The sequence below is a fragment of the Mycobacterium shunyiense genome, assembly GCF_058270035.1.
The window spans coordinates 293,129-316,248 of the sequence record NZ_JBZDPT010000047.1 but is presented as its reverse complement, the minus strand read 5'-3'; the positions used below and the strand labels follow the sequence as shown (position 1 = coordinate 316,248).

The 23,120-nt window shown below is 65.4% G+C and carries 18 protein-coding genes and 1 tRNA gene; 10 read left to right on the top strand and 9 right to left on the bottom strand.

From position 1 onward, the window contains the following. Positions 1 to 12 precede the first annotated feature (12 nt). Positions 13 to 393: a phage holin family protein gene (locus AC4ELS_RS28715; RefSeq protein ID WP_448443406.1), complete on the bottom strand. Its 381-nt coding sequence runs from the start codon at positions 391 to 393 to the stop codon at positions 13 to 15. Positions 394 to 487: 94 nt separating this feature from the next. Here AC4ELS_RS28715 and AC4ELS_RS28710 point away from each other — a divergent pair. The 3 genes from AC4ELS_RS28710 (at position 488) to AC4ELS_RS28700 (ending at position 2,790) form a co-directional block, all read left to right on the top strand. Then, a tRNA-Ile gene (locus AC4ELS_RS28710) sits at positions 488 to 561 on the top strand. 195 nt (positions 562 to 756) lie between these two features. Next, positions 757 to 1,464 carry a sensor domain-containing protein gene (locus AC4ELS_RS28705; RefSeq protein ID WP_064960283.1) on the top strand — a complete coding sequence of 236 codons (708 nt, stop codon included), beginning with the start codon at positions 757 to 759 and terminating at the stop codon, positions 1,462 to 1,464. 45 nt (positions 1,465 to 1,509) lie between these two features. Continuing rightward, entirely contained in the window at positions 1,510 to 2,790 is a 1,281-nt protein-coding gene (locus AC4ELS_RS28700) for an acyl-CoA dehydrogenase family protein (protein WP_064886547.1), read from the top strand. Between the two features lie 69 nt (positions 2,791 to 2,859). Here AC4ELS_RS28700 and AC4ELS_RS28695 read toward each other — a convergent pair whose 3' ends face one another. From AC4ELS_RS28695 to AC4ELS_RS28685, 3 genes are all read right to left on the bottom strand, one after another. Beyond that, positions 2,860 to 3,015 carry a hypothetical protein gene (locus tag AC4ELS_RS28695; protein ID WP_110777212.1) on the bottom strand — a complete coding sequence of 52 codons (156 nt, stop codon included), beginning with the start codon at positions 3,013 to 3,015 and terminating at the stop codon, positions 2,860 to 2,862. 163 nt (positions 3,016 to 3,178) lie between these two features. After that, the gene (gene ponA2, locus AC4ELS_RS28690; protein ID WP_499050351.1) at positions 3,179 to 5,653 is read right to left on the bottom strand and encodes a transglycosylase/D,D-transpeptidase PonA2; all 2,475 of its coding nucleotides are present in this window, start codon (positions 5,651 to 5,653) and stop codon (positions 3,179 to 3,181) included. 174 nt (positions 5,654 to 5,827) lie between these two features. After that, entirely contained in the window at positions 5,828 to 6,316 is a 489-nt protein-coding gene (locus AC4ELS_RS28685; protein WP_499050348.1) for a hypothetical protein, read from the bottom strand. A 249-nt stretch (positions 6,317 to 6,565) separates the two neighbouring features. Here AC4ELS_RS28685 and phoA point away from each other — a divergent pair, with 249 nt between their 5' ends. Then, complete coding sequence (gene phoA / locus AC4ELS_RS28680) at positions 6,566 to 8,068, top strand: alkaline phosphatase (protein WP_499050346.1); 1,503 nt, start codon at positions 6,566 to 6,568, stop codon at positions 8,066 to 8,068. A 172-nt stretch (positions 8,069 to 8,240) separates the two neighbouring features. Continuing rightward, on the top strand, positions 8,241 to 8,594 hold the full coding sequence (locus AC4ELS_RS28675; protein WP_448443396.1) for a hypothetical protein: 354 nt from the start codon (positions 8,241 to 8,243) through the stop codon (positions 8,592 to 8,594). 242 nt (positions 8,595 to 8,836) lie between these two features. Here the strand turns inward: AC4ELS_RS28675 and AC4ELS_RS28670 are convergent, their stop codons facing one another. Then, the gene (locus AC4ELS_RS28670) at positions 8,837 to 10,012 is read right to left on the bottom strand and encodes an FAD-dependent monooxygenase (RefSeq protein WP_499050343.1); all 1,176 of its coding nucleotides are present in this window, start codon (positions 10,010 to 10,012) and stop codon (positions 8,837 to 8,839) included. 78 nt (positions 10,013 to 10,090) lie between these two features. Here AC4ELS_RS28670 and AC4ELS_RS28665 point away from each other — a divergent pair, with 78 nt between their 5' ends. Next, complete coding sequence (locus AC4ELS_RS28665) at positions 10,091 to 10,663, top strand: TetR family transcriptional regulator (protein ID WP_498886256.1); 573 nt, start codon at positions 10,091 to 10,093, stop codon at positions 10,661 to 10,663. On the opposite strand, the gene AC4ELS_RS28660 is transcribed toward AC4ELS_RS28665, so the two are convergent. The 3 genes from AC4ELS_RS28660 to AC4ELS_RS28650 form a co-directional block, all read right to left on the bottom strand. Beyond that, positions 10,656 to 11,834, bottom strand: a complete 1,179-nt coding sequence (locus tag AC4ELS_RS28660; protein WP_498886258.1) for a N(5)-(carboxyethyl)ornithine synthase — start codon at positions 11,832 to 11,834, stop codon at positions 10,656 to 10,658. The two genes, AC4ELS_RS28665 and AC4ELS_RS28660, sit on opposite strands and share 8 nt — an antisense overlap. Positions 11,835 to 11,968: 134 nt before the next feature. Further along, on the bottom strand, positions 11,969 to 14,824 hold the full coding sequence (locus AC4ELS_RS28655) for an MMPL/RND family transporter (protein ID WP_064878083.1): 2,856 nt from the start codon (positions 14,822 to 14,824) through the stop codon (positions 11,969 to 11,971). A 141-nt stretch (positions 14,825 to 14,965) separates the two neighbouring features. Further along, on the bottom strand, positions 14,966 to 16,900 hold the full coding sequence (locus AC4ELS_RS28650; protein WP_499050340.1) for an ABC transporter ATP-binding protein/permease: 1,935 nt from the start codon (positions 16,898 to 16,900) through the stop codon (positions 14,966 to 14,968). 142 nt (positions 16,901 to 17,042) lie between these two features. Here AC4ELS_RS28650 and AC4ELS_RS28645 point away from each other — a divergent pair, with 142 nt between their 5' ends. The 4 genes from AC4ELS_RS28645 to AC4ELS_RS28630 all read left to right on the top strand — a co-directional run bounded on the left by AC4ELS_RS28645 (position 17,043) and on the right by AC4ELS_RS28630 (position 21,435). Further along, positions 17,043 to 17,996, top strand: a complete 954-nt coding sequence (locus AC4ELS_RS28645) for a hypothetical protein (protein WP_499050337.1) — start codon at positions 17,043 to 17,045, stop codon at positions 17,994 to 17,996. 245 nt (positions 17,997 to 18,241) lie between these two features. Continuing rightward, complete coding sequence (locus tag AC4ELS_RS28640; protein ID WP_498886264.1) at positions 18,242 to 18,475, top strand: zinc ribbon domain-containing protein; 234 nt, start codon at positions 18,242 to 18,244, stop codon at positions 18,473 to 18,475. Positions 18,476 to 18,494: 19 nt separating this feature from the next. Further along, the gene (gene fmdA, locus AC4ELS_RS28635; RefSeq protein WP_498886266.1) at positions 18,495 to 19,751 is read left to right on the top strand and encodes a formamidase; all 1,257 of its coding nucleotides are present in this window, start codon (positions 18,495 to 18,497) and stop codon (positions 19,749 to 19,751) included. A gap of 100 nt (positions 19,752 to 19,851) precedes the next feature. After that, a complete protein-coding gene (locus AC4ELS_RS28630; RefSeq protein ID WP_499050335.1) occupies positions 19,852 to 21,435 on the top strand; it encodes a serine/threonine-protein kinase in 1,584 nt (527 codons plus the stop codon). Here AC4ELS_RS28630 and AC4ELS_RS28625 read toward each other — a convergent pair. Then, a complete protein-coding gene (locus AC4ELS_RS28625) occupies positions 21,384 to 22,997 on the bottom strand; it encodes an adenylate/guanylate cyclase domain-containing protein (protein ID WP_499050333.1) in 1,614 nt (537 codons plus the stop codon). The two genes, AC4ELS_RS28630 and AC4ELS_RS28625, sit on opposite strands and share 52 nt — an antisense overlap. Between the last annotated feature and the right edge of the window lie 123 nt (positions 22,998 to 23,120).

The window sequence follows — 23,120 nt, the reverse complement described above, 5'->3', positions numbered from 1 at the left end:
TACCGGCGACGGCTACGTCGAGGCGTCCTTCTTCTTGAGGAACACGGCCGGCAGCACCACCGTGGCCACCGCCGTGACCAGCCAGACCACCACGGTGGCCGCGATCCAGGAGCCGATTCCGCTGATGCTGAGCCCGTGGGTGAACACCGACGCCAGGACCAGCGCAACCAGGGTGGAGACCAGTCCGATGCCACCCAGGAACGCCGACGCGTAGCGGCTGGCCATTTTGAGGAAGAACGGCGACAGGACGCCCTGCGCGACGGCGAAGATCACCACCGCGGCGACGAAGCCCCATGCCGACACCGAGACGCCGGGTATCAGCCACGCGGCGACCAACAAGCCGAGGGCCGACGAGCCCAGAAAGATCGCGATACGCAGCAGAAAGCGGACCATGGGGTGAGCGTATCCGCGACGGGCGTGCCTGCGGCCCCTCATTGGCGTCTGTGTCTGCGCTGTGTGCGACCATATTGCGGCGCAGATGCGCCCGGGGGCGGTAGCTCAGTTGGTCAGAGCTGGGGACTCATAATCCCTAGGTCGCGGGTTCGAGCCCCGCCCGCCCCACTCAACAGTTCGACGAGCGCCCCTCGCCACGTTCGGTGACCAGCCAGGTGGTGATTCGGTTACGGTTTCGAAAAGTCTTCACACGTTAACGAGCGATGTTCTGTATTGAATACGACCTTGCTGTTTCTCTGGATGTGTCCACCATGGCCAAAGCCGCGGACCCGATGTGTGAGCGCAGAAATGGGGGAATGACGAATGCGCTTAGCGACAACCGTGATCACCATCGCTGCTACCTGTGCCCTTGCCGCGGGCTGCGGCGAGTCACCCGAACCGACCGCCGCCAGCACCCCGACCAGGCCGATGATCACGTCATTCGCCCCGGCGCCGGTGTTGAACAAAGCGCTGCCGAAACTGTTGCTCACCCCTGAGCAGATCGGTGCGGCGACGGGGGCGCCGGATATGACCGTGACCAGTACCCAGACCGAACTGCCGGACGACAGCGCAACGATGGAACCACGGGAGTGCCTGGCCGTCGACGGTGCCGCGCAGGCAGTGGTGTACGCCGACAGCGGTTTCACCGATGTGCGTGATGTGACGCTCCGAAATGGTGACAACTTCACCCACTACGCCCATCAGGCGGTGGTGCTGTTCCCCGACGCCGAGAAGGCCAAGGCCTTCTACGACGCGTCGGCGCAACAGTGGACGCAGTGCCACCAGTACAGGCACACCCAGTCCGGTACCCAGTGGGAGGTCGGACCCATCTCGAACAAAGCAGGAATGCTGAGCGTGATCACCACCCAACTGCAGGCCAAGGCAGGCGGTTGGGCGTGCGGGCGGGCGTTGACTGCTGACATCAACGTTGTCGTCGACGTCAACACCTGCAGCGCCAACCCGGCGGACTCTGCCACCAACATCGCGGGTCAGATCGCCTCGAAGGTGGATCCACCATCACCGCGCGGGTAAGTCACACCATGCCTGACAATCAGGGCATCACTCGAGGAGGCCTGTATGGCATGGGATTTCAGCACCGAACCGGAGTTCCAGAAGAAGCTCGACTGGGTCAAGCAATTCTGTGAGGACAAGGTCGAGCCGCTCGACCACGTCTTCCCATATGCGGTGCGTTCACCCGATCCGGTGGTGAAATCGTATGTCCGAGAGCTGCAACAGGAGGTCAAGGATCAGGGCTTGTGGGCCATCTTCCTGGACTCTGAGCTCGGCGGTCCCGGTTTCGGACAGCTCAAGCTCGGCTTGCTCAACGAGATCATCGGACGATATGCGGGCGCACCGCACATGTTCGGAGCGTCGGCCCCCGACACCGGGAACATGGAAATGCTCGCCGCCTACGGCACCGACGAACAGAAAGAACGCTGGCTGATTCCACTGCTCAACCAGGACCTGTTCTCGGCGTATTCGATGACCGAACCTCAGGGCGGTAGCGACCCCAGCCTGTTCAAGACGCACGCGGTGCGTGACGGCAACGAATGGGTGATCAACGGCGAGAAATGGTTCACGTCGGCGGGCCGGGTCGCCGACATTCTGTTCGTGATGTGTACCAACGGCATGTTCGTGGTGCCACGCACGTCACCGGGTGTCGAAATCATGCCCGAGCCGCGAAATCACAACCACATCGTCTACCGCGATGTTCGGGTGCCGCTCGACCACCTGCTCGGCCCGGAGGACGGGGCAAAGGTATTGGCGCAGAGGCGTCTTGGTGGTGGGCGGATCCACCACGCGATGCGCACCATCGCCCAGTGCAACTTGGCGTTCGACATGATGTGCGAGCGGGCACTCAGTCGGCAATCTCACGGCAAGGTCATATCCGAACACCAGATGGTGCAGGAGAAGATCGCTGAGTCCTACGCGATGATCAAGATGCTGCGACTGTTCGTCCTCGAAACGGCGTGGAAGATCGACAACACCTCCACGCAGGAAGCGCGCACCGAGATCGCCGCCGTCAAGTTCACCATGGCGAAGGTGCTGCGGGAGGTGTCGTTCAACGCTCTGCACATCCTCGGTTCGCTTGGCACCACTGATCTCACGCCCCTTCAGGCGATGTACGCCGGCGCGCCGACCATGGGCATCGCCGACGGCGTCGACGAGGTGCACAAGGCGACGGTGGCGCGCCGCGTGCTCAGGGATTACCACCCGCACGAGGGAAATTTCCCGACGGAGTTCATCCCGTACAAGCGTGAAGAGGCCCGCAGGAAGCTGCAGCCCGTGCTGGCCGCGAGACCAGATCTGGCTGCGTCCGCCGAGGCCTACCAGAAGTATTTCGAACGCCACCGTTGAGTCGTCGCACCCGAAAACCACCGGCCGTGATGGGCGGGAACGCCCATCACGGCCGGTGGTCGGGTTGCGCTAGAACCAGACTTTTCGCCCGCCGACCGGGCGACCGACGGCGCCGAGAATCCACAGAATGACCCCGATCACCACGAGGATTCCGCCGATGGTGTAGAGGATGGAGATGCCGGCGAAGTAGCCGATCAACAGGAGAATGATGCCGAGCACGATCATGGTCAATCCGTTCGACGTAGGAAACCTCGCGGTCTGTCGCAGGAGTAATTGCCAGATCCGTCGATATTCAAACGTGCAGATACGTAGGCGCCGCTAGCGTCCTCGAGCATGGCGAATCTGCACCGGCGCAGAGTGTTGCTCGGCGCCGGCCCGGTTCAGACAGTCACGCAGGGGGCGGTGCCGGAGGCGGTGGCGGTGCGGGTGGCGGCAGCGTGATCGGCGGCAGCCCGGGGATCTCGATGACGTTGGGCGGCGGGGGCGGGCCCAGCTGATTGAGCAGGTCGCCGGGAGGCGGAGGTGGAGCTTCGGGCGGGGGAATGTAGACCGGCGGCGGCACATATCCCGTGCTGGTGTTGATCGTGATGATCGAGCCGGGAATGGTCCTACCGCTCGGGGTTGTGCCGACCACCGAACCCTTCGTGGCATTGCTGTTGACGGCGGTGGGTTTGTCGGCCACTCGGAAACCGGAGTCCAGCAGGCGTTTCCGGGCGTCGTCGACCTTCAGACCTGTCACGCTCGGCACTTCGCCGCCGGGGCCACCGTCGACGTAACGCGGGTCGGTGGGTGGCAGGCCAATCGGGCCGAAGTCCTCGGCGATGGGACTCATTGCGGCATACCAGGTCAACGCCGGCTCGGTACCGCCGAACAGGGTGCCATCGCCGCATTTGCGCAACGGGTACGAGCACAGCCCCGACGGTGACGACGAGTCGTCGAAGACGTAGTTCGCGGCAGCGTACCGGTTGGTGAAGCCGAGAAAACCCGATGAACGGTGGGCCTCGGTGGTGCCGGTCTTCCCCGACATCGGCAGCTTCCAACCGACCGAACTCGCTGCGCCGGCGGCGGTTCCGCCGGCGTGGTCCTTGCTCAGTGCGTTGGCCAACGTATTGGCGAGGCCTTCGGGCACCGCCTGGTCACAGGGGACCGTCTCCACGCCCACCTCATGGCCGTTCCGATCGAAGATCTTGTCGATCGGGCTCGGCGGGCACCAAGTGCCGCCCGAGGCCAGAGTCGCTCCGACATTGGCCAACTCGAGCGCGTTGAGCTCGAGCGGGCCGAGCGTGAAGGATCCGATGTTCTGCCGCTTGACGTAGTCGGCGATGCTCTCGTCGGGGTTCGTCCCGTCGGGGTTGTAATCACGCGCACTGCCGGGTTCGGCGTAGGACCTCAGCCCCAGTCGGACCGCCATGTCCACCGCCCGCGGTACCCCGATCTGTGAGATGAGTTTGGCGAAGGCGGTGTTGGGTGATTGCGCCAGGGCGTCGGTGACACTCAGCGGGCTGCGGAAGCCGTGCGCGTTGCGCACGCACCAGGCTTCCTTCGGGCACCCGGGAGTGTCGCTGCTGCCCAGACCTTTGCCCACAAACGTTCCGGGGACATCGAGTTGAGCATTGATGCCCATGCCCATGTCGAGTGCCGCTGCGGTGGTGAAGATCTTGAAGATCGACCCGGCGCCGTCACCGACCAACGAAAAGGGTTGGGGCTGCACGGTCTGGTTGGCATCGAGATCGAGTCCGTAGGTGCGGCTGTCGCCCATCGCGATCAATCGATGGGTGTCCTTGCCGGGAGTGATCACGCTCATCACGCTCGCGACCCCGGCGGCGTTGGGGTCTGCATACTTCTCGATGGCCGACTGGACGCTGTCCTGCACCTTGGGGTCCAGCGTGGTGCGGATCAGGTAACCGTTGCGCGCGACGTCCTCCATCGTGAGACCGGAGCGCGCCAGGTAGTTCAAGACGTACTCGCAGAAGAAGGCCCGATTCCCGGCGGCGATGCAGCCTTGCGGAAGCGGTTCTGCGTGGGGGAGTACCCCGAGCGGTGTCGCCTTGGCGGCGCGCAGTTCCTCGGCGCGGTCCGGCAGATAGTCGATCAAGGTGTCGAGCACGAGGTTGCGCCGGGCCAGCGCACCGTCGGGGTTGGTGTAGGGGTCAAGAGCGCTGGTGGACCGCACCACGCCGGCCAACAGGGCGGCCTGCGGCCAGGTGAGGTCGGCGGCGTCGACGCCGAAGTAGGTACGCGCCGCGTCCTGAACTCCGAAGGCGCCGTTGCCGAACGACACGAGGTTCAGGTACCGGGCCAGGATTTCGCTTTTGGGTAGCGTCTTGTCCATCGCCAGCGCGATGCGGATCTCGCGCAGCTTGCGTGCGGGGCTGACCTCGACCGCGGCCAGGCGCTCGGCGTTGGTCTTGGCGTTGACCAGAAGGTTGTAGTTCTTGACGTACTGCTGCTCGATGGTGGACCCGCCGCGGACCTCGTCGATGCCGCGCAGATAGCCGAAGAGCCCGTTCAGCGTGCCCTGGACATCCACACCGTTGTGTTCGACGAATCGCTTGTCCTCCACCGAGACGATCGCCAGTTTCATGGTGTCGGCGATCCGTTCGGGAGGAACCACCCATCGGCGCTGCTCGTACAGCCAGGCGATCGGTTTGCCCGACGCGTCGACCATGGTGGTGACGAGCGGTGCGTCCCCTTTGAGCACCTCCGCGGAATCCTGTGCCACCGTGTCGGACAGCCGTGCCGTCATCATGCCGATGCCGCCGACGACGGGAAACATCAAGACCGCCGCGAGTAAACCGGCCAGCACACAGTGCATGGCCAACTTGGCAACCGTAGACCGCGACCGCGGTGGCGGGCCGGACATGCCCTCAAGCGTAAGGCGCTCAGCGGCAGCCGATGGATAGATCGCACGCAACACGTTGGCTACGTTGTGATTTCAGAACCCCGGATTATCGAATCTGATGAGATTCCCGCGGACGACATCGGCTGCCTGCTGCGCTTCGACGACCCGGTGCGCAACCGGGCCGACGGAGCGTCGCTAACGATCGCCGCGACTGCAGTTCGGATTCGCCGGCTTGGCAGGCCAACTGCACACGTCGATGTAGGTGGTGTTGGCGTATCCGCCGCCGTCGAACACCCCATAGGCGTCGCCGTGGGTGCCGGTGTAGGTGGCACCGCCGCCTCCGCCGCCGCCCGAGGTGATGATCGTGGTGACCGTCCACCCCTTGCTCTGTAGCGCGTCCTTGTAGGCGGTCATCACGTCATTCGGCGACCCGTTGACCTGGTAGTGCACGTGGATTCCGCCGTCGGCGATGTCGTCGGGTCCTCTGCTCTGCTGCACGTCCGCCGGTGTCGGCACCAGTGCCGCCACCGCCGCGCTGCCCCCGCCCGCGGTGGTGGTGGCACTGGTGCCGACCGGCGCCGTCGTCGTGGTGGCCTCGGCCTTCTCGGTGACCGGACTGCACGCCGTGGCGGCCAGGCCGATCGCCAACGCCCCGATGAGGCAGGTCGTGGTGTGCTTCGTCATGGCGTCCCCGTTCGTCTCGCCGCACGCTACCAACGCAGGCAAAGGCGTTTGGACGATATTGACGCGAGAAACCACAGGTCGTTCCGATTGCAACAACGCATCGCGCCCGTTGCCGCAACCGTCGACGCCGATAGACCGGCTATCTGTTTGATTGTCGTTACCCAGGTGTCGACTGTCGGGAAAGTATCAGTTCACGTGCGGCTTCAACCATGTGTGGGCTTGACGGATGACAACGATACGGAGACATGGATGAGGCGCAAGCGGTACCCGGTGGCGGCAGCGTTGGTGTGTACGGCGGCTCTGGTTACCGCCTGCAATGGCGGCAAGGGGGACGACCCGTCCCTTCCGCTGCTGGACCCCGCAGCCAAGGGCACCCTGTCCGAGCAGGGCGGAGCGGCCCGCGCCGGCGACGACCGCAGCTCGCTCATCGCCGACTCCATCAAGAACACCGGCGCCAAGAACGTCATCCTGTTGATCGGCGACGGGATGGGCGACTCAGAGATCACGGTCGCCCGTAACTACGCACAAGGAGCCGGCGGCGCCTTCCCGGGTCTCGACGCCTTCCCGCTGACCGGCCAGTACACGCACTACTCCCTGGACAAGGACGGCAAGCCCACCTACGTGACCGATTCGGCCGCCAGCGGATCGGCCTGGGCCACCGGGACCAAGACCTACAACGGCGCGATCTCGGTAGACATCCACGGCAAGGAACAGCGGACGTTGCTGCAGCTTGCCAAGGATGCGGGTAAGGCGACCGGAGACATCTCCACCGCCGAGATCCAGGACGCGACACCCGCGGTGCAACTCGCGCACGTCACCGGACGCAAGTGCTATGGGCCGGATGAGACGACCGCGCAATGCCCGACCAACGCGTTGGAGAAGGGCGGCAAGGGGTCGATCACCGAGCAGCTGCTGAGCACGCGCGCCGACGTCGTGATGGGCGGCGGCGCCGAAACCTTCCAGCAGGTCGCCAAAGCCGGTGACTACCAAGGCAAGACGCTCGAGGTTCAGGCCAAGGAGCGCGGATTCACCATCGTGCGCAACGCCGACGAACTCGGCAAGGCCGACAAGGCCGACCAGGAAGCCCCGTTGCTCGGCCTGTTCGCCGAGGGCAACATGCCGACCCGGTGGAGCGGTCCGGTGGCAGGCAAGGGCGGCTACCTGGAGCCGGCCGTCGAATGCAAGGACAACCCGGAGCGCGGCGCGTCGGTGCCGACGCTGGCCGCCATGACCCAGAAGTCCATCGACCTGCTCAAGGGCAATGAGAACGGATTCTTCCTGCAGGTCGAGGGCGCGTCGATCGACAAGCAGGATCACGCTGCCAACCCGTGCGGGCAGATCGGCGAAACGGTCGACCTCGACGAGGCCGCGAAGGTGGCCCTCGACTTCGCCGAGGAGAACAAGGACACCCTGGTGATCGTGACCGCCGACCACGCCCACAGCAGCCAGATCGTCGAGACCATGAGTGTCAATGACGTCCGCGAGGCCGCGGCCGAGGCGAAGCTGCCGTTCGAGGTCACCCGCGATGCCATCTACCCGGGCCTGACCCGCGTGCTGCGCGGTAAGGATGGACAGGACCTGACCATCTCCTACGGCACGTCGGACAACCTCGATGCGATGGACCAGGGCCACACGGGAGCGCAGTTGCGTATCGCGGCCTACGGTCCGAGTGCGGCCAACGTCGTCGGCCTGAGCGATCAGACCGACCTGTACTTCACGATGGCCCGCGCCCTAGGACTGAAGGACGACTGACCTCGCGCGGAGCGTGGCACCTTCTCACAGCGGACTGCAGGCAAAGACCAAGCCACGCCATAGCGTGCGATTCGTGATGGTGTCGTGGCCTGAATGTGACCCTTGCCGACCAGTGTTGCCCGAGTGACACAAGTGCACTGAAGCACTCGACGTCAGATCGGGGAGGACCACCATGACAGCGCACGCCACCGTCGGCCGACTGTTCGGGTACACGGCGCTGAGCGTCGCCGGCGCGCTGGCGGCACTGACGGTCAGCCACGGTATGGCGGCGGCCGCGCCGCGGGCGCCGTTGCCATCCGACGACCAGGCGCCCGCGGTGCCGTTCGACCCGGGTGCGTTGGTCAACGCCATCGACGACTACGCGAACCTGTTGTCGATACTGACCGGAGGCCACCGTGCTCAGCCCGGCCTCGGCGGTCCGGTCGGCGCGGTTCGACGGCCGGGAGGCGCTGTAGGCACCGTTGAGCAACCCAGCGGCGCCTACCCGATGCTCCCCGGGGTGCCGGTCCTGCCGGGGGAGCCGTGAACCCGGTGCCGTCATGCACCGTATATCCGACACCGAGCCGAGAACAATCAATCAGCGGAACGGAGTGAACCATCGTGTACCTCAGCCGAACAGTTGACACGCGCACCACGCGGATCGCCCTTTCGCTGATCCGTTGCCCCATCAAGAGCCGGCGGTATCCCGCCAAGCAGGAGCGTCTGGTCACCCCGCAGGAAGCAGCGCTGCTCACCCGGTGAGTCAGGAGCGGTTGTGGCCCAGGCGGTTCAGGCGGCCACGTCCGCGTCGAGGGCGACCCGCTCGGCGTCGTAGGTGTTGATGGCGACGCTGTCGAGAATCGCGTGCAGTTGCTCTGCCTGTGCGGGCGGGGCGAGTTCGGTCGAGCGGTAGACGAGTCCGGCGGCCCGCGCCTGGCGGCGCACGTGGCGGGTGCGACTCATACGCAGGTCTTCGTACCGACGCAGCCGCGCACCGATCTGTTCGGGCTGCGCGCCGCGCAGAAGCACGGCCAGCGTTATGGCGTCCTCGATGGCCTGATTGGCGCCCTGCCCGAGGTGCGGCGTGACCGCATGGGCACTGTCGCCCAGCAGCGTGATTCGATCGGTGGACCATCGCGCCAACGGCTCACGGTCGTAGATACCCCACCGGAACGTGGAATCCATCGCCTCGATGATCGACAGCACCGTGGGGTCCCACCCCTGGTAGGCGGCGGCGAGTTCGGCGACATCGCCAGGGGCGGTCCAGGATTCGTCGACGGTGAGGTTGGTGGGGACGAACGCGACGATGTTGAGCAGTGCGCCGGCCGATACCGGGTAGGCGAGGAAACTCTGCCGAGGACCCAGCCACATGGAGCTGGCATGCATATCGACGACGCCGTGCACTCGGTCGGCGGGAATGAGCCCGCGGTAGGCCATGATTCCCTCGCTCACAGGTTGGGCGGCGCGGGCCACGCGGGCCTGTAGGCAGGAATGGATACCGTCGGCGCCGACCAGAAGGTCCGCGTCGACCGTTGTGCCGTCAGCGAATTCGACGCGGACCCCGTCGCCGTGCTCGGAGGCGTCGACGCAGGAACGACCCAACTGCAGGGCACCGGCAGGCAGCGCGTCGGCAAGGACCTTCTGGAATCCGCCGCGGTGCAGGCACCACGTTGTCGCCGGGTCCCCGAAGCCGAGGGCCGACGGCTCACCGGCGATCGGCTCAGCCTGCCAGGTGCGGAACTGATAATGCGTGACGGGACCCGCGATCGCGGCCACCGCAGCGCCCACTCCCAGTGTGTTCAGGATGCGGGATCCGTTCGTCGCGATGGAGACGCCCGCGCCGAGCGCCTTGAGCTCGTGGGCCTGCTCGTACACGGTCGCGTCGATTCCGTTGGCGCGCATGGCGATCGCGGCGGTCAAACCGCCGATGCCGGCGCCGACCACGGCAACTCGTAGCTCAGCCATGAGATTCTCCTCAATCACGGAAAATGTACCGAGCGGTACGCTATTGACTATAAATGTACCGATCGGTACGGTCAAGGGGTGGCCAGGACAGCAGATCCAGCAAAGCGTGAAGAACTGCTGAAGGGCATCGTGCGGTACCTCGAAGAGCACGGGATCGGTGAGATGTCGCTGGCGCCGATGGCCGAGGCCCTGGGCACGAGCAAGCGCATGCTGCTGTACTACTTCGGTGACCGGGCCGAACTCCTGGCGCAGGCCCTGGATGCGAGCCGCCCGGAGCTGGGGGAGATGTTCGCCGGTGTCACGAGCTCTGACGAATTCGTCGATGCGGCAACGACATTGTGGCGGGAGCTGACCCATGGCGGTGAACGGCGGAATGTTCGGCTGCTGCTTCAGGTCCTCAGCCTGGCCATCACCGATCCGCAGACCTATGGCGGGTCGGCCCGCAACGCGGTCGAGACCATGATCGGCCCGATCGCTCAAGCCTTGACCGCGATCGGCTACGGCGCCGACGACGCGCGGGCGCGGGCCACCCTGGTGGTCTCCGGCCTGCGCGGGCTGTGCCAGGACGGTCTGGTCACCGAGGACAGGTCACGGGTAGACGCAGCCGCCGGCCTCCTGATCGCGGCGGCCGTAGCCGCACCTATCAACTGAGGATCTGCCGGTAGACGGCATGAGGGTAGGCATCCTCGCGGCGCTGAAACTTCAGGATGTCGGGGTTCTGTACGGTGCCGTCGCGAATCTCGATGGCCCGCGAGATCGTGTTGTCCGCCTCCCACGCCGTGGAGCCGTCGAGCACGGTCTCGATGTGTGGCATCAGCGCTTCGCTGATCTCCCAGGTCGCGGAGTTCCACAGGTAGGACGGGCTGTGGTCCACGGCGTAGTAGTAGATGCCGTTGGCCACCGTGCAGACCGGGTCTGTGAAGGAACTCGGGCGCGCCCAGCTGAACCCCATGCCGGCATCGCAGGAGACGTCGACGAGCAGGCTGCCGGGGTTGAACATGGCGAGATCGTCTTCGGTAACGAAGGTGAGGGGAGCGTTGGGATCTTGCAACACGCAATTGACGACGATGTCGTTCTCGGCAAGGAAGCGAGCCACCGGCACCAAGCCGTCCTCTGGTGTGTCGGCCCACGTCTGCTCGGGAGTGTCCTTGTCTCGTCCCATTTGCACGATCTGCGTCGAGTGGATCGGTGATCCGACGGCCGCCACGTCACGGTTGGTCAGGACGCGGACATCATCGACGCCATGGGCGTTGAGCGCAGTGACCGCACCGCGTGCCGTCGCCCCGAATCCGATGACGGCAGCGCGGAGCCGACGACCGTAGCTGCCGGTGATCCCAGCCAGTTGCATCGCGTGGAGCACCGAGCAGTAACCCGCGAGCTCGTTGTTCTTGTGGAAGACGTGCAGACCGAATCCACCGTCGGCCTGCCAGTGGTTCATCGCCTCGAAGGCGATCAACGTCAGCCGCCGGTCAATGGCGATCTGCGTGAGGGCGGCATCCTGCACACAGTGCGGCCATCCCCAGACGATTTGTCCGACCCTCAGCTCCGCCAGATCATCCGCCTGCACCTTGGGCAGCAGGATGATGTCGCAGTCCGCGAGGATCTCGTCGCGCGTCTTGATGCCGCCGACCAGTTCGGCCAGTGCATCATCTGTGGAGCCGAACGCCTGGCCGTAGCCGCGCTCAAGGTAGACCCGTTGCCGGATCGGTGGATCGATCCTGCTCAAGTGCGCCGGGTGGATGGGCAGCCTACGCTCGTTGGGTTTGCGGGAGTGGGCCAGAACGCCTAACGAAAGCTGTTTCACCTCAGCGTTTCTGGTCATGCAGTGCCACCTCGATGCGCTGAGCATTGGATCTTCGAGGAGATGTGTCAGACATTGCTGGGCCCCTTGTTTGTGAGGGCCTGAGTGGTCCCGATGTCTCTGACACTACGCGGCGCGCAGGGCCACCGGTGCCATCAACGGTTCGACCGCTCCATCGCGCGCGCCACCACACCGCGCGCCGGGCGCTGACGCACCAGCTGCGGCCACCAGAACCACTTGCCCATCAGTGCGGCGATCGACGGGGTCATGAACGAGCGGATCACCAGGGTGTCGAACAACAGACCCAGACCGATCGTCGAGCCCACCTGGGCGACCACGATCATCTCGCTGACCACCATCGACATCATGGTGAATGCGAACACCAGCCCGGCCGCGGTCACCACCGATCCGCTGCCGCCCATGGCCCGGATGATGCCGGTGTTGATACCGGCAGGCAGCTCTTCTTTGAGCCTTGCCACCAACAGCAGGTTGTAGTCCGCGCCGACGGCCAGCAGCACGATCACCGCCATCGCCATCACCATGAAGTGCAGTTCGATCCCGATCAGGTGTTGCCACACCAGGATTGACAATCCGAACGAGGTTCCCAGCGAAATCAGCACCGTGCCGACGATCACCGCGGCAGCCACCAGGCTGCGGGTGATGATCAGCATGATGATGAAGATCAGGCAGATCGCCGAGATCCCGGCGATGATCAGGTCGTAGTTGTTGCCTTCCTGCATGTCCTTGAAGGCCGACGCGGTACCGCCCATGTAGATCTTGGAGCCCTCGAACGGCGTGTTCTTCATGGCCTCCTTGGCGGCCAGTTTTATGTCGTCGATGATCTCGATGCCCTCTGGCGTCAGCGGATCACCCTCGTGAGAGATGATGAAGCGCACCGCTTTTCCGTCGGGTGAGATGAAGCTCTTCATGCCGCGCTTGAAGTCGGCGTTGTTGAAGGTTTCCGGCGGCAAGTAGAAGGTGTCGTCGTTCTTGGCGTCGTTGAACGCCGTGCCCATGGCGGTCTGGTTTTCCTGCATCGCGGCCATCTGATCCTGCAGACCCTTCTGGGTCTGATACATGGTCAGCATCATGGTCTTCATGGTCCGCATGGTCTCGATCTGCGGCCGCATCATCGTCGCCATCTGTGGCATCAGGGCATCGAGTCGGTGCATGTCCGGCATGAGTTCCTGGATGCTGTCCGTCAGGGCGTCCACCCCGTCGAGGCCGTCGAACACCGACCGCATCGACCAGCAGACCGGGATGTTGGAGCAGTGCGGCTCCCAGTAGAGGTAATTGCGCAGCGGGCGCAGGAAGTCGTCGAAATCGGAGATGTGGTCCCGCAATTCCTTGACGTCGACGACCATCGTGTCCATCTTGCCGACCATGTTGTGCGTGATGGAGCTCATCTCCTCCATCAGCGCGATCATCTGATCCATCGTGTTGATGGTCTTCTGCATCTCGTCGGCCTGCAGCAGCATGTCGTCGGCGCGGTCGGTGAGGTACTTGCGGTTCATGGTCTGCATGACCCCGCCCATGCTCATCTGGGCCGGGATGGTGCTGAACTCCAGCGGCTCACCCTGAGGGCGGGTGATGGCCTGCACACTGCCGACCCCCGGTACCTCGAAGACGCGCTTGGCGATCCGGTCGATCACCAGGAAGTCCGCCGAATTGCGGACGTCGTGGTCGGTTTCGATGAGCAGCAACTCGGGGTTCATCTTGGCCGCCGAGAAGTGCCGGTCGGCCGCGGCGAAGCCCTCCTGCGCGGGCAGATCGGTGGGCAGGTAGTTGCGGTCGTTGTAGTTGGTCCGGTAGCCCGGCAGCGTGAGCAGACCGACCAGCGACAGCAGGATGGTGCCCAGTAACACCGGCCCGGGCCAGCGCACCACGAAGGCGCCCAGGCGTCGCCAGAAGCGGATCCGCATGGCGCGTTTGGGTTCGAGCACCTTGCGGAACCGGCTGGCCACGGAGATGACCGCCGGCCCCAGCGTGAGTGCGGCAAAAACCGTGACCGTCATGCCGACGGCCATCGGAATGCCCAGGGTCTGGAAATAGGGGAGCCGAGTGAAATGCAGGCACAATGTCGCGCCGGCGATGGTCATACCGGAACCGAGCACCACATGGGCGGTGCCGTGGAACATCGTGTAATACGCCTGTTCTCGGTCCTCGCCGACGGCCCGGGCCTCCTGATATCGCCCGATCAGGAAGATCGCGTAATCAGTGGATGCGGCGATCGCGAGGGTGACCAGAAGCTGCGTGGCGAAGGTCGAAAGGCCGATCAATTCGTGATAGCCCAGGAACGCCACCACGGCGCGGGCCGCCGACAGCTCGATCACCACCATTGCCAGCACCAGGATCACCGTGACGATCGACCGGTAGACGAGTAGCAGCATCGTGATGATGACCGCGAAGGTGACGCCCTCGATGATCTTGACGCTGCGGTCGCCGGAGATCTGTTGATCGGCGGCCAGGGCGGTGGGCCCGGTGACGTACACCTTGAGCCCGGGCGGCGGGGACAGTCCGGCGATGAGCTTCTGGACGGCCTCCACTGATTCGTTGGCCAGCGCCTCACCCATGTTGCCGGCCAGGTACACCTGCACGTAGGTGGCCTTGCCGTCGTTGCTCTGCGCGCCTGCCTCGGTCAGCGGGTCGCCCCAGAAGTCCTGGACATGCTCGACGTGCTTCTTGTCGGCCTCGAGCCGGTCGACCATGTCGTTGTAGAACCGGTGCGCGTCGTCGTTGAGCTTGGCCCCGTCCCCCTGGGCCTCCAGCACGATCATCGCCGAGCTGTCGGAATGGAACTCGTCGAACACCGTGCCGACGCGCTTCATCGCGATCACCGACGGCGCGTCGCTGGGACTCATCGACACCGAGCGCATCTGGCCCACCACCTCGAGCGGTGGGACGGTGGCGCTCAGATACGCCAGGAGCGCGATCCAGCCGACAATCACCGGAATGGCGAATCGACGGATCCATCGAGCGATCCCCGTGTGGGGAGCTCTGGAATCGGCCATCAGGAACCCTTGGTGGTCGGTGGGGAGGACACGATGCAGCGGTCGGGCATTGTGTGAAGGCTTACCTTACTACGCGGTGTCGTTCCCACCGTCTTACCAGACGCGCTACGGCGACAGGCGGCCAGCTTTCGTCACCAGGCGCTACACGCCGACCGGTTCGGTCTCGTCGACTGGGCCCAGCCGCCACTTTCCCTCGCCGAGCAGTTCCAGGTGGGTGCTGTGGTGGCGGTGGACCGTGGAGCGGTGGGTGACGCTGACCAGCACGGTGTCGGGTAGTTCGCGGCGGACCAGGCTGTAGATCATGAACTCCAGCGGTTCGTCGAGCGCCGAGGTTGCCTCGTCGAGGAACGCCACCTTGGGCTTGGTCAGCAGCACCCGGGCGAACGCGACCCGTTGCTGTTCGCCGGGGGAGAGCACCTTGGCCCAGTCGGCGTCCTCGTCGAGCCGGTCGACGTAGCGCGGCAGCGCGACCGCGAGTAGGGCATCGCGCAGCGCGGTATCGGGCAGCGCGCCGGGCTGCTGCGGATAGGACACCACGGTCCGCAGATCACCCAGCGGGATGTAGGGCACCTGCGACAGATACAGCGTCTCGTTGTCGCCCTGCGGACACCGCACCGCCCCGGAGGCGTACGGCCACAGCTGGGCGATGCTGCGCAGCAGCGTGGTCTTGCCGGTGCCGGACTTGCCGGTGATGATCAGGGCCTCGCCGGCGGCCAGGGACAGGTTCAGTTCGTCGATCAACTGCTCGCCCGCCGGGTTGCGCACCTCGACGTCGTCCAGTTCGACCAGGCTGTCGGTGTCCGCGGCGAGCCCCGCGACGTCCAGCTTGGGCAGCTCGCGGCTCTGCTTGTCGGCGGTGACCAACCCGTGCAGGCGGATGATCGACGCGCGGTAACCGGCGAAGGTGTCATAGGAATTGCGGAAGAACGACAACGCGTCCTGGATGGCGCCGAATGCGGCCACCGACTGGTTGACCGTGCCGAGCTGGATCTGGCCGGTGAACAGTCGCGGAGCCTGCAGCATCCACGGCAGCGGAATGATGATGTGGTTCATCGACAGGTTCCATCCGGTGAAGGCCATGGTCCGGTTGACGAAGTGCTTGTAGTTGGTGACGACGGCGGCGAAGCGTTCGCGCAGTTGTGACCGCTCGGCCCTCTCCCCGCGGTACAGCGCCACCGATTCGGCCGCGTCGCGCAGGCGCACCAGCGCGTAACGGAATGCGGCATTGAACTTCTCGTTGTTGAACGACAGCCGGATCAGCGGGCGACCGAGGGCGAAGGCGACCACCGTGGCGAACGCGACGTAGACGAACACCGACCAGAACATCGCCCGCGGTATCTCGACCCCGAACAAGGAGAGGTCACCGGAGAGGCTCCACAGGATCGAGGTGAACGAGACGACCGAGACGATCGACGAGATGGCGCCGAACGGCAGTGTGCCGTTGCTGGTCTGGTGCGGGGTGTTGGGCTGCGGGCCGGACAACGCGGTGAATACGTCGATGTCGGACTGGATGCGCTGATCCGGGTTGTCGATGGTCTGGTCGATGAACCGGGACCGGTAGTAGGCGCGGCCGTCGAGCCAGTCACCGGTGAGCCGGTCGGTCAGCCACGCACGCCAGGCCAGCATGAAGCGCTGCGTCATGAAGAGGTCGATCAGGACCCGGGTGACCAGGATCGCGGCCAGCCCCATGAACGTCGCCAGCGCGATCCAGAAGCCGCGGATCCCGGAGTCCCTGACCTGGTCGTTGCCGGTGGCCAAGCCTTCGACGGCGACTTGGGCCGAGGTGAACAGGTCGTTGCCCTGATAGCTGAACAACACCGACAGGCGCACGCCGATGATGACCGACAGCAACATCGCGGCCAGGATCAGCCAGGGCTTGATGCTGTGGCGTCCGGTGAAGTAGGCGCCGGTGACAGCCCAGAACTGCCGCCCCCAGGTGGTGTACCGGGCGAGCAGGGTCAGGACGGCCAGAGTGCAGATCGCGGTGATGGTCCAGGCCTGGGCCAGCCACCACAGCGAGTGCAGGGGTTCGGCGCTCCAGTCGATCGACGGCGAGAACGGTTTCAGATCGTTCACTGGGGCCTCTTCCGGTCTGCCGACGCGTGTGCGTGAAGCTACCGCAGTCGGTGGGTCCGGGCTCATGCCAACACTCGTGTAACCCGGCGCGTTCGCCACTGTGGCAAGAGCGACGCATCGGCCGTCACTGTAATTTGTCGCTATGGCGACGTCGGCGGAACACCAGTTCGTGACGGCTGCTTTCATCGAATGCGCGGAGTCGCTGTCGAAGTCGGAACTGTTCACGTACGCAGAGGCGGATCGAAGTAGATTCGATTTCGCCGCCGTACTCACGCAGGATCATTCCCGGCTAGTGGTCGGACAGACTCTCACGCATCACGCGGCGGGCATCGACAAGGATCTGGCATCGCTCCTGCTGGACACCTCAGGCCAGGTCCCCGTGTATCTGTATCCACTTGAAGCCCGAAATGAAGGCCGCGTCCGGGAGTTTCTTCACAGTGCGCAACCACGCCTGGGCGACCGTGTCGAGCTTCTGCGGTTGATACGCTACCCGGTATTCGACGCCGACAATGAGTCGGAACGAAAGTTGGTGCAGGACAACATTCATCGTCAGGTACGAGATGATCTAGTACTCAACGTGTTGTTCGGCAGAATCGCGGCAGTCGACATAGAAATTCTCTTGCAAGGAACCGGGATACCAGGGCTGCTGCTGGCAGCTCTGAACGCAATCGCGACAACAGGATTCTTAAACTTTCCCGCCCTTGGACGATCGGTCGGTGCGAACCCGTCGACACTCCGACCGCGCGTTCAGTCCTTGTTGGCGGCGGGCATGCTCGATCAAGCAGTCGATGGGTCGTACTTTCGTGCCACTCAACGTGGCCGCGTCGTGTTGCGCATCGCTCGCCTTTTGCTGCGAGACCCGGTGATCGGACCCGAGTTGGCCTTCATTCTCGACCGACTCGGTCTCTCGGACAGCACCCGACTCCCAGCACTGGTATCGGATCGTCGGGATCCCGCCGACTTCGGCCCCGCGGCCAAGCGCGCCCGGTTCATCGCCGAGGCATCGGCCGCACACGAACAATTCGGATCCGATTTGGGTGTCGCATTTTTGTTCGACGATCCATATGCGCGCGACATGAACTGGGTGGGTCGATAGCGCCCCTGCCGTGGAGAGCGCGCTCTGTCGACAGCGTGGAACTTGAGCCCAGTCTTCGCGGCCTTCGAGGGTGGAAAGGTCCAAACTTTGGGGCTCTATTGCCGAAGTGGCGCGCCAACAGCGGGGTTCGTCGGTAGTGTGACCGTTGTCGACAGAGCAGCTCCCGGCAACATAAAGGAAACCTGTTGGTTCTCTACGAATTTCGCTGTGCGTCCGGTTGCGGCGTGACGAAAAAGATGTATTCGATGAGCGCACGTCCCGACGTCATCGACTGCCCCGACTGCCGGGGACCGGCGCGCCGAACCATCGCGGCACCGAACCTCGGCCACGGCGGCTCGACCGCCATGGCGCTTCAGGACTCAACACGCGCGTCGGCGGACCGTCCCACGGTGGTCACCGGACGACCGGCACCGGGCCAGTCCGCACGGCGACAGAACATCACCACCAACCCGCTACATCAGAAGTTGCCCCGTCCCTGAAGTCTTCGAAGGAGGATCAATGCCTGAAGTCGTATTCCCACTCGACTCGACCAAGAAGTTCACCGATCAGGAGAAGCTGGGCCACAACCGGTGGCACCCTGACATCCCGGCCGCGGTGACCGTCAAACAGGGCGACTCTTTCCGGGTCCACTGTCGCGAGTGGTTCGACGGCGCGATCGTCAACGACGATTCGGCCGACGACATCCTCAACGCCCCGCTGACCACAGTGCATGTGCTCTCCGGCCCGATCGCGGTCGAGGGCGCCAAGCCCGGCGACCTGCTGATCGTCGACATCCTCGACGTCGGTCCGATCCCGCAGGAGGACTCCGGGCCGCTGGCCGGCCAGGGCTGGGGCTACACGGGCATCTTCCCCAAGCTCAACGGTGGCGGGTTCCTGACCGATCAGTTCCCGGACGCCTACAAGGCGATCTGGGACTTCTCCGGCCAGAAGGCCACCTCACGCCATGTGCCGCACGTGGAGTTCACCGGGATCGTGCATCCCGGGTTGATGGGCACCGCGCCCTCGACCGGGCTGCTCGGGAAGTGGAACACGCGCGAGGCCGCACTGATCGCGACGGACCCCGACCGGGTGCCGCCGCTCGCCCTGCCGCCGGAGCCGCGCGACGCGATTCTGGGCGGGCTGACCGGGGACGCCTTCACCAAGGCAGCGGCCGAGGCTGCCCGCACCGCGCCGCCGCGGGAGAACGGCGGCAACCAGGACATCAAGAACCTCACCAAGGGCAGCCGGGTGTTCTATCCGGTGTACGTCGACGGAGCGAACCTCTCGGTGGGTGACCTGCATTTCTCGCAGGGCGACGGTGAGATCACCTTCTGCGGTGCCATCGAGATGGGCGGCTTCATCGACCTGCGCGTCGACGTGATCCCCGGCGGCATGGAGACCTACGGGGTGAGCGAGAACGCCATATTCATGCCGGGCAACACCGATCCGCAGTACTCCGAATGGATCGCGTTCTCCGGGACCTCGGTCACCCTCGACGGTGAGCAGCGCTACCTGGACTCGCACCTGTCCTACCAGCGGGCCTGCCTGCACGCGATCGAATATCTGACGAAATTCGGTTACAGCCCCGAGCAGGCGTACCTGCTGCTGGGCGCCGCACCCATCGAGGGACGGCTGTCCGGCGTCGTCGACATCCCGAATGCCTGTGCGACGGTGTACATCCCGACAGCCATCTTCGATTTCCCGGTAGCCCCGTCGGCTTCGGGACCGACGAAGATCGACCCTGGTATGGGAGCGCCGCACTCGTCGTTCGGCTGACGGCGCACGTATATCCTCGTCACCGGACCCCGATGCGCCGCGCCGGTGCGACACGGTCGGCGGACCGCTGACAGTCGGGGAGGGCTGAAAGGATCGTGCAATGACGCCGCCCCCTGGTGCCTCGCGCCTCGGCACCCGGTTCGGACCGTATGAGCTGAAATCGCTGATCGGTGTCGGTGGAATGGGCGAGGTGTACCGCGCCTACGACACGGTCAAGGAACGCACGGTGGCGGTCAAGCTGCTACGCACCGAGATCGCCGCCGACGCGAGCTTTCAGGAGCGGTTTCGGCGTGAGTCCCGCGTGGCGGCCCGGCTACAGGAACCCCACGTCATCCCCGTACACGATTTCGGAGAGATCGACGGCGTCCTGTACATCGACATGCGCCTGGTCGAGGGCGCCAGCGTCAAGGAACTGCTGCGGTCGGGCGGCCCGCTCACCCCGGAACGGGCCACTGCCATCGTCACGCAGGTGGCCGCCGCGCTGGACGCCGCGCATGCCGACGGCCTGGTGCACCGCGACATCAAGCCGGAGAACGTACTGCTCACCCCCGACGACTTCGCCTATCTGGTGGACTTCGGCATCGCCCACGTCGGGGGTGAGGCCAGCGTCACCATGACGGGCGTGTTGATCGGGTCGAGCGCCTACATGGCGCCCGAGAGATTCTCCGGCGGCCCCGTCGGACCGGCCGCCGACGTCTATGCGCTGACCTGCCTGCTCTACGAGATGATGATCGGCAGGCCGCCGTACGAGGCCGGTGATCTGCGCCAGCTGATGAGCGCCCATATGTTCTCCCCGGCCCCCCGGCCCAGCATCATGCGTCGCGGCATCCCGCGGGCATTCGACGAGGTCGTGGCCAAAGGCATGGCCAAGGACGCGGTCGACCGCTATCCCAGTGCCGGCGAACTGGCCAAAGCCGCCCGCGTTGCCACCACATCCGGTGCCTCGGCGGCACCTCCGCCACCACCACCGGTACCGCCCGCTCCTGCTCCCGCGCCGCCACCGCTGCCGTCACCGACGCCGTCCCCTCCGGCACCGACACAGTCACATCCGCCGGGCACCCGAGAGTTCTCGTCGATCTACCCGAACCCGGATCACACCGGCTTCACGCCGTACCCGCCGGTGCCGCCCGCACCTCAAGCGCCGCAGGCTCCGGCCCGCAAGCCGCGGGTCAGCCGCACCCAGCTGAGCTTGATCGTGGCGTCCGTGGGGTTGCTCGGGATCGCCGCCGTGCTGGCCGCAGTGTTGGCGAGCGGCGGCGACAGCTCCTCCACGCACGAGACGCTGACCGCACCGACCCCACCGAACGCCACGTCCGAGGCGCCGACGACGACCACCACCACGGCCGGCTCGGCGACCGCCAACGTCAGCGGCACCGACGACCAGGGCTTCATCGATCACACCGCGCGCTGCGCCGAGGGGACCACCCCGGCCGCCGTGATCCGAACCGCGTCGTCGCTGGCGGTCATCTGCCAGAGCGGCCCCGATTCCTTCTCCTACCGCGGTGAGCGGCTCAGCGACGGCGCCAATCTTCAGATCCCCACGGCCGAGCGCTCCGGCAACGGATTCGTGGCCACCAATCCCGCTGATGGTGCCCGCTACGAGGTCGGGCCCGACGGACTCACCATCAGCAGCTACGGCCACGTTGATTCGTCAGAACCGCCACTGGAGTACGGCGAGCGCTGACACGCCGGGGCGTACACGGCCACCGGGTTGGTCTTGCCCTTGAGAGCTAACCCGGGACGAGCCTCGAAACGCCCTTGGTCCCTGGTGAGTTGGCTCAATGTGGCACCCGTGAGCAGCACGGTGTCGCCGGTCTGGCGGGTCGCGGTCTCCACCCGGGAGGCGATGTTCACCGCATCACCTATCACGGAGAACTCCAAACGTCCTGCGCCACCGACATTTCCGGCTACCACCGGCCCGGAGTTCAGTCCCACGCCCACCGACAGCGTGCCGCTGAACTCGTCGTGCACGGCGGCCGCGATCTGCAGCGCCGCACCCAGGGCGTCGTCAGCGTGCCGGTCCTGGTGCCGGGGCGCACCGAAGACGGCCATCAGGCCGTCGCCCGCGTACTTGTCCACATGGCCGCCGTGATCGTGCACGATCGGGACGATTCGCTCGAACAGCCGGTTGAGCGTCGTGACCACCTCGGTGGGCTGCAACTGCTCGGCAAGCGTGGTGAATCCGCGGACGTCGACGAACATCAGCGTGACGTCCACCTCCTGGGCTTCCACCGATCCGGCAGCACACAGAATGTGTTCGGCCACATCGCGATCCACATAGGTGCCGAAGGTATGACGGATGCGCTCGCGTTCGGCCAGGCCCGCCGTCATCGTGTTGAAACCGGCCTGCAGGCGCCCGATCTCGCTGGCGTCGTCGACCTCGACCCGCGCACCGAAATCGCCGGCCTGCACCTGGGCCAGGGCCCGGCGCAGCGCGGTGACCCGTTCGGTGACCGAGCGGATGGCGATCAGGATCGCGAACAGCCCGACCACGATCGCCACCGCCACCAGGATCAGGATCGCCGCGAACGTGCGTTGGGCGCGGAAACCGACGTCGGCCAGATAGCCCACCGCCAAGACCGCCACGCCGAACAACGGAACGCCGGTCGCCAACAGCCAGGCCATCATCAGCCTGCGCCCGATCGTCGGCCCGAACCGTCGGTCCGGGGTGGCGCCGTCGAGGGCACGAGCCGACACCGGCCGCATGACCCGCTCGACGATCAGGTACCAGACCGCGCTCGTCGAGATACCGCCCAGTGCCACCACACTGAAGATGTACACCGCGGTGGACACCTGCTGACTGAGCGCCAGCGACCCGAAGATCACCGCGCCCACACCCCACACCGCAGCCGACAGTCGCACCGCCTCCCCGGAGGCGCCCAGCGTCATCCGCTGCTCCTTCGGGGTGGGCGCACGGCCCTCGCTGAGCCAGGCGGTGCCTGCGGCGAACCGGTGGCGCCGGACCCGCATCATCACCGGGACCGCGACGGCCAGGAACACGATCAGTACGGTGCCGCCGCGCATCAGCAGGCGTTGGGTATCGGCCGGGCTCAACACGATGGGAGCAGCGAAGGCCAGGAAGGCGCCGACTATCCCGCCGCCACCGGCGCCGACCACGGCCGCACTGCGCACCCAGCGCTTGAAGGTCTGATCCCGAAGTTCGGCCCCGGCGTCGCGGTGGATGACGTCGGACACGGCAGCGACGGGCGCCCTGAGGTGGGCCAGGCCGTTCACGGTGACGTCCATGAGCTGAGCTTGCGCGCGTAACCAGAACGGCCGATAGCGTAGTCGGCTACCTGCTTCCCGGTCGGCGTGCAAACCCGATGGGTACTCCCACAGCCCTCTAGTCTGGGATCGGAGGCACGAACC

Coding starts and splice junctions, on each gene's coding strand:
- AC4ELS_RS28705 (WP_064960283.1), top strand. CDS start 757: ATGCGCTTAGCGACAACCGTGATCACCATCGCTGCTACCTGTGCCCTT.
- AC4ELS_RS28640 (WP_498886264.1), top strand. CDS start 18,242: ATGAGCGCACGTCCCGACGTCATCGACTGCCCCGACTGCCGGGGACCG.
- AC4ELS_RS28715 (WP_448443406.1), bottom strand. CDS start 393: ATGGTCCGCTTTCTGCTGCGTATCGCGATCTTTCTGGGCTCGTCGGCC.
- AC4ELS_RS28675 (WP_448443396.1), top strand. CDS start 8,241: ATGACAGCGCACGCCACCGTCGGCCGACTGTTCGGGTACACGGCGCTG.
- AC4ELS_RS28655 (WP_064878083.1), bottom strand. CDS start 14,824: ATGGCCGATTCCAGAGCTCCCCACACGGGGATCGCTCGATGGATCCGT.
- AC4ELS_RS28645 (WP_499050337.1), top strand. CDS start 17,043: ATGGCGACGTCGGCGGAACACCAGTTCGTGACGGCTGCTTTCATCGAA.
- AC4ELS_RS28700 (WP_064886547.1), top strand. CDS start 1,510: ATGGCATGGGATTTCAGCACCGAACCGGAGTTCCAGAAGAAGCTCGAC.
- AC4ELS_RS28695 (WP_110777212.1), bottom strand. CDS start 3,015: ATGATCGTGCTCGGCATCATTCTCCTGTTGATCGGCTACTTCGCCGGC.
- phoA (WP_499050346.1), top strand. CDS start 6,566: ATGAGGCGCAAGCGGTACCCGGTGGCGGCAGCGTTGGTGTGTACGGCG.
- AC4ELS_RS28630 (WP_499050335.1), top strand. CDS start 19,852: ATGACGCCGCCCCCTGGTGCCTCGCGCCTCGGCACCCGGTTCGGACCG.
- AC4ELS_RS28685 (WP_499050348.1), bottom strand. CDS start 6,316: ATGACGAAGCACACCACGACCTGCCTCATCGGGGCGTTGGCGATCGGC.
- AC4ELS_RS28660 (WP_498886258.1), bottom strand. CDS start 11,834: ATGACCAGAAACGCTGAGGTGAAACAGCTTTCGTTAGGCGTTCTGGCC.
- AC4ELS_RS28625 (WP_499050333.1), bottom strand. CDS start 22,997: ATGGACGTCACCGTGAACGGCCTGGCCCACCTCAGGGCGCCCGTCGCT.
- fmdA (WP_498886266.1), top strand. CDS start 18,495: ATGCCTGAAGTCGTATTCCCACTCGACTCGACCAAGAAGTTCACCGAT.
- AC4ELS_RS28670 (WP_499050343.1), bottom strand. CDS start 10,012: ATGGCTGAGCTACGAGTTGCCGTGGTCGGCGCCGGCATCGGCGGTTTG.
- ponA2 (WP_499050351.1), bottom strand. CDS start 5,653: ATGTCCGGCCCGCCACCGCGGTCGCGGTCTACGGTTGCCAAGTTGGCC.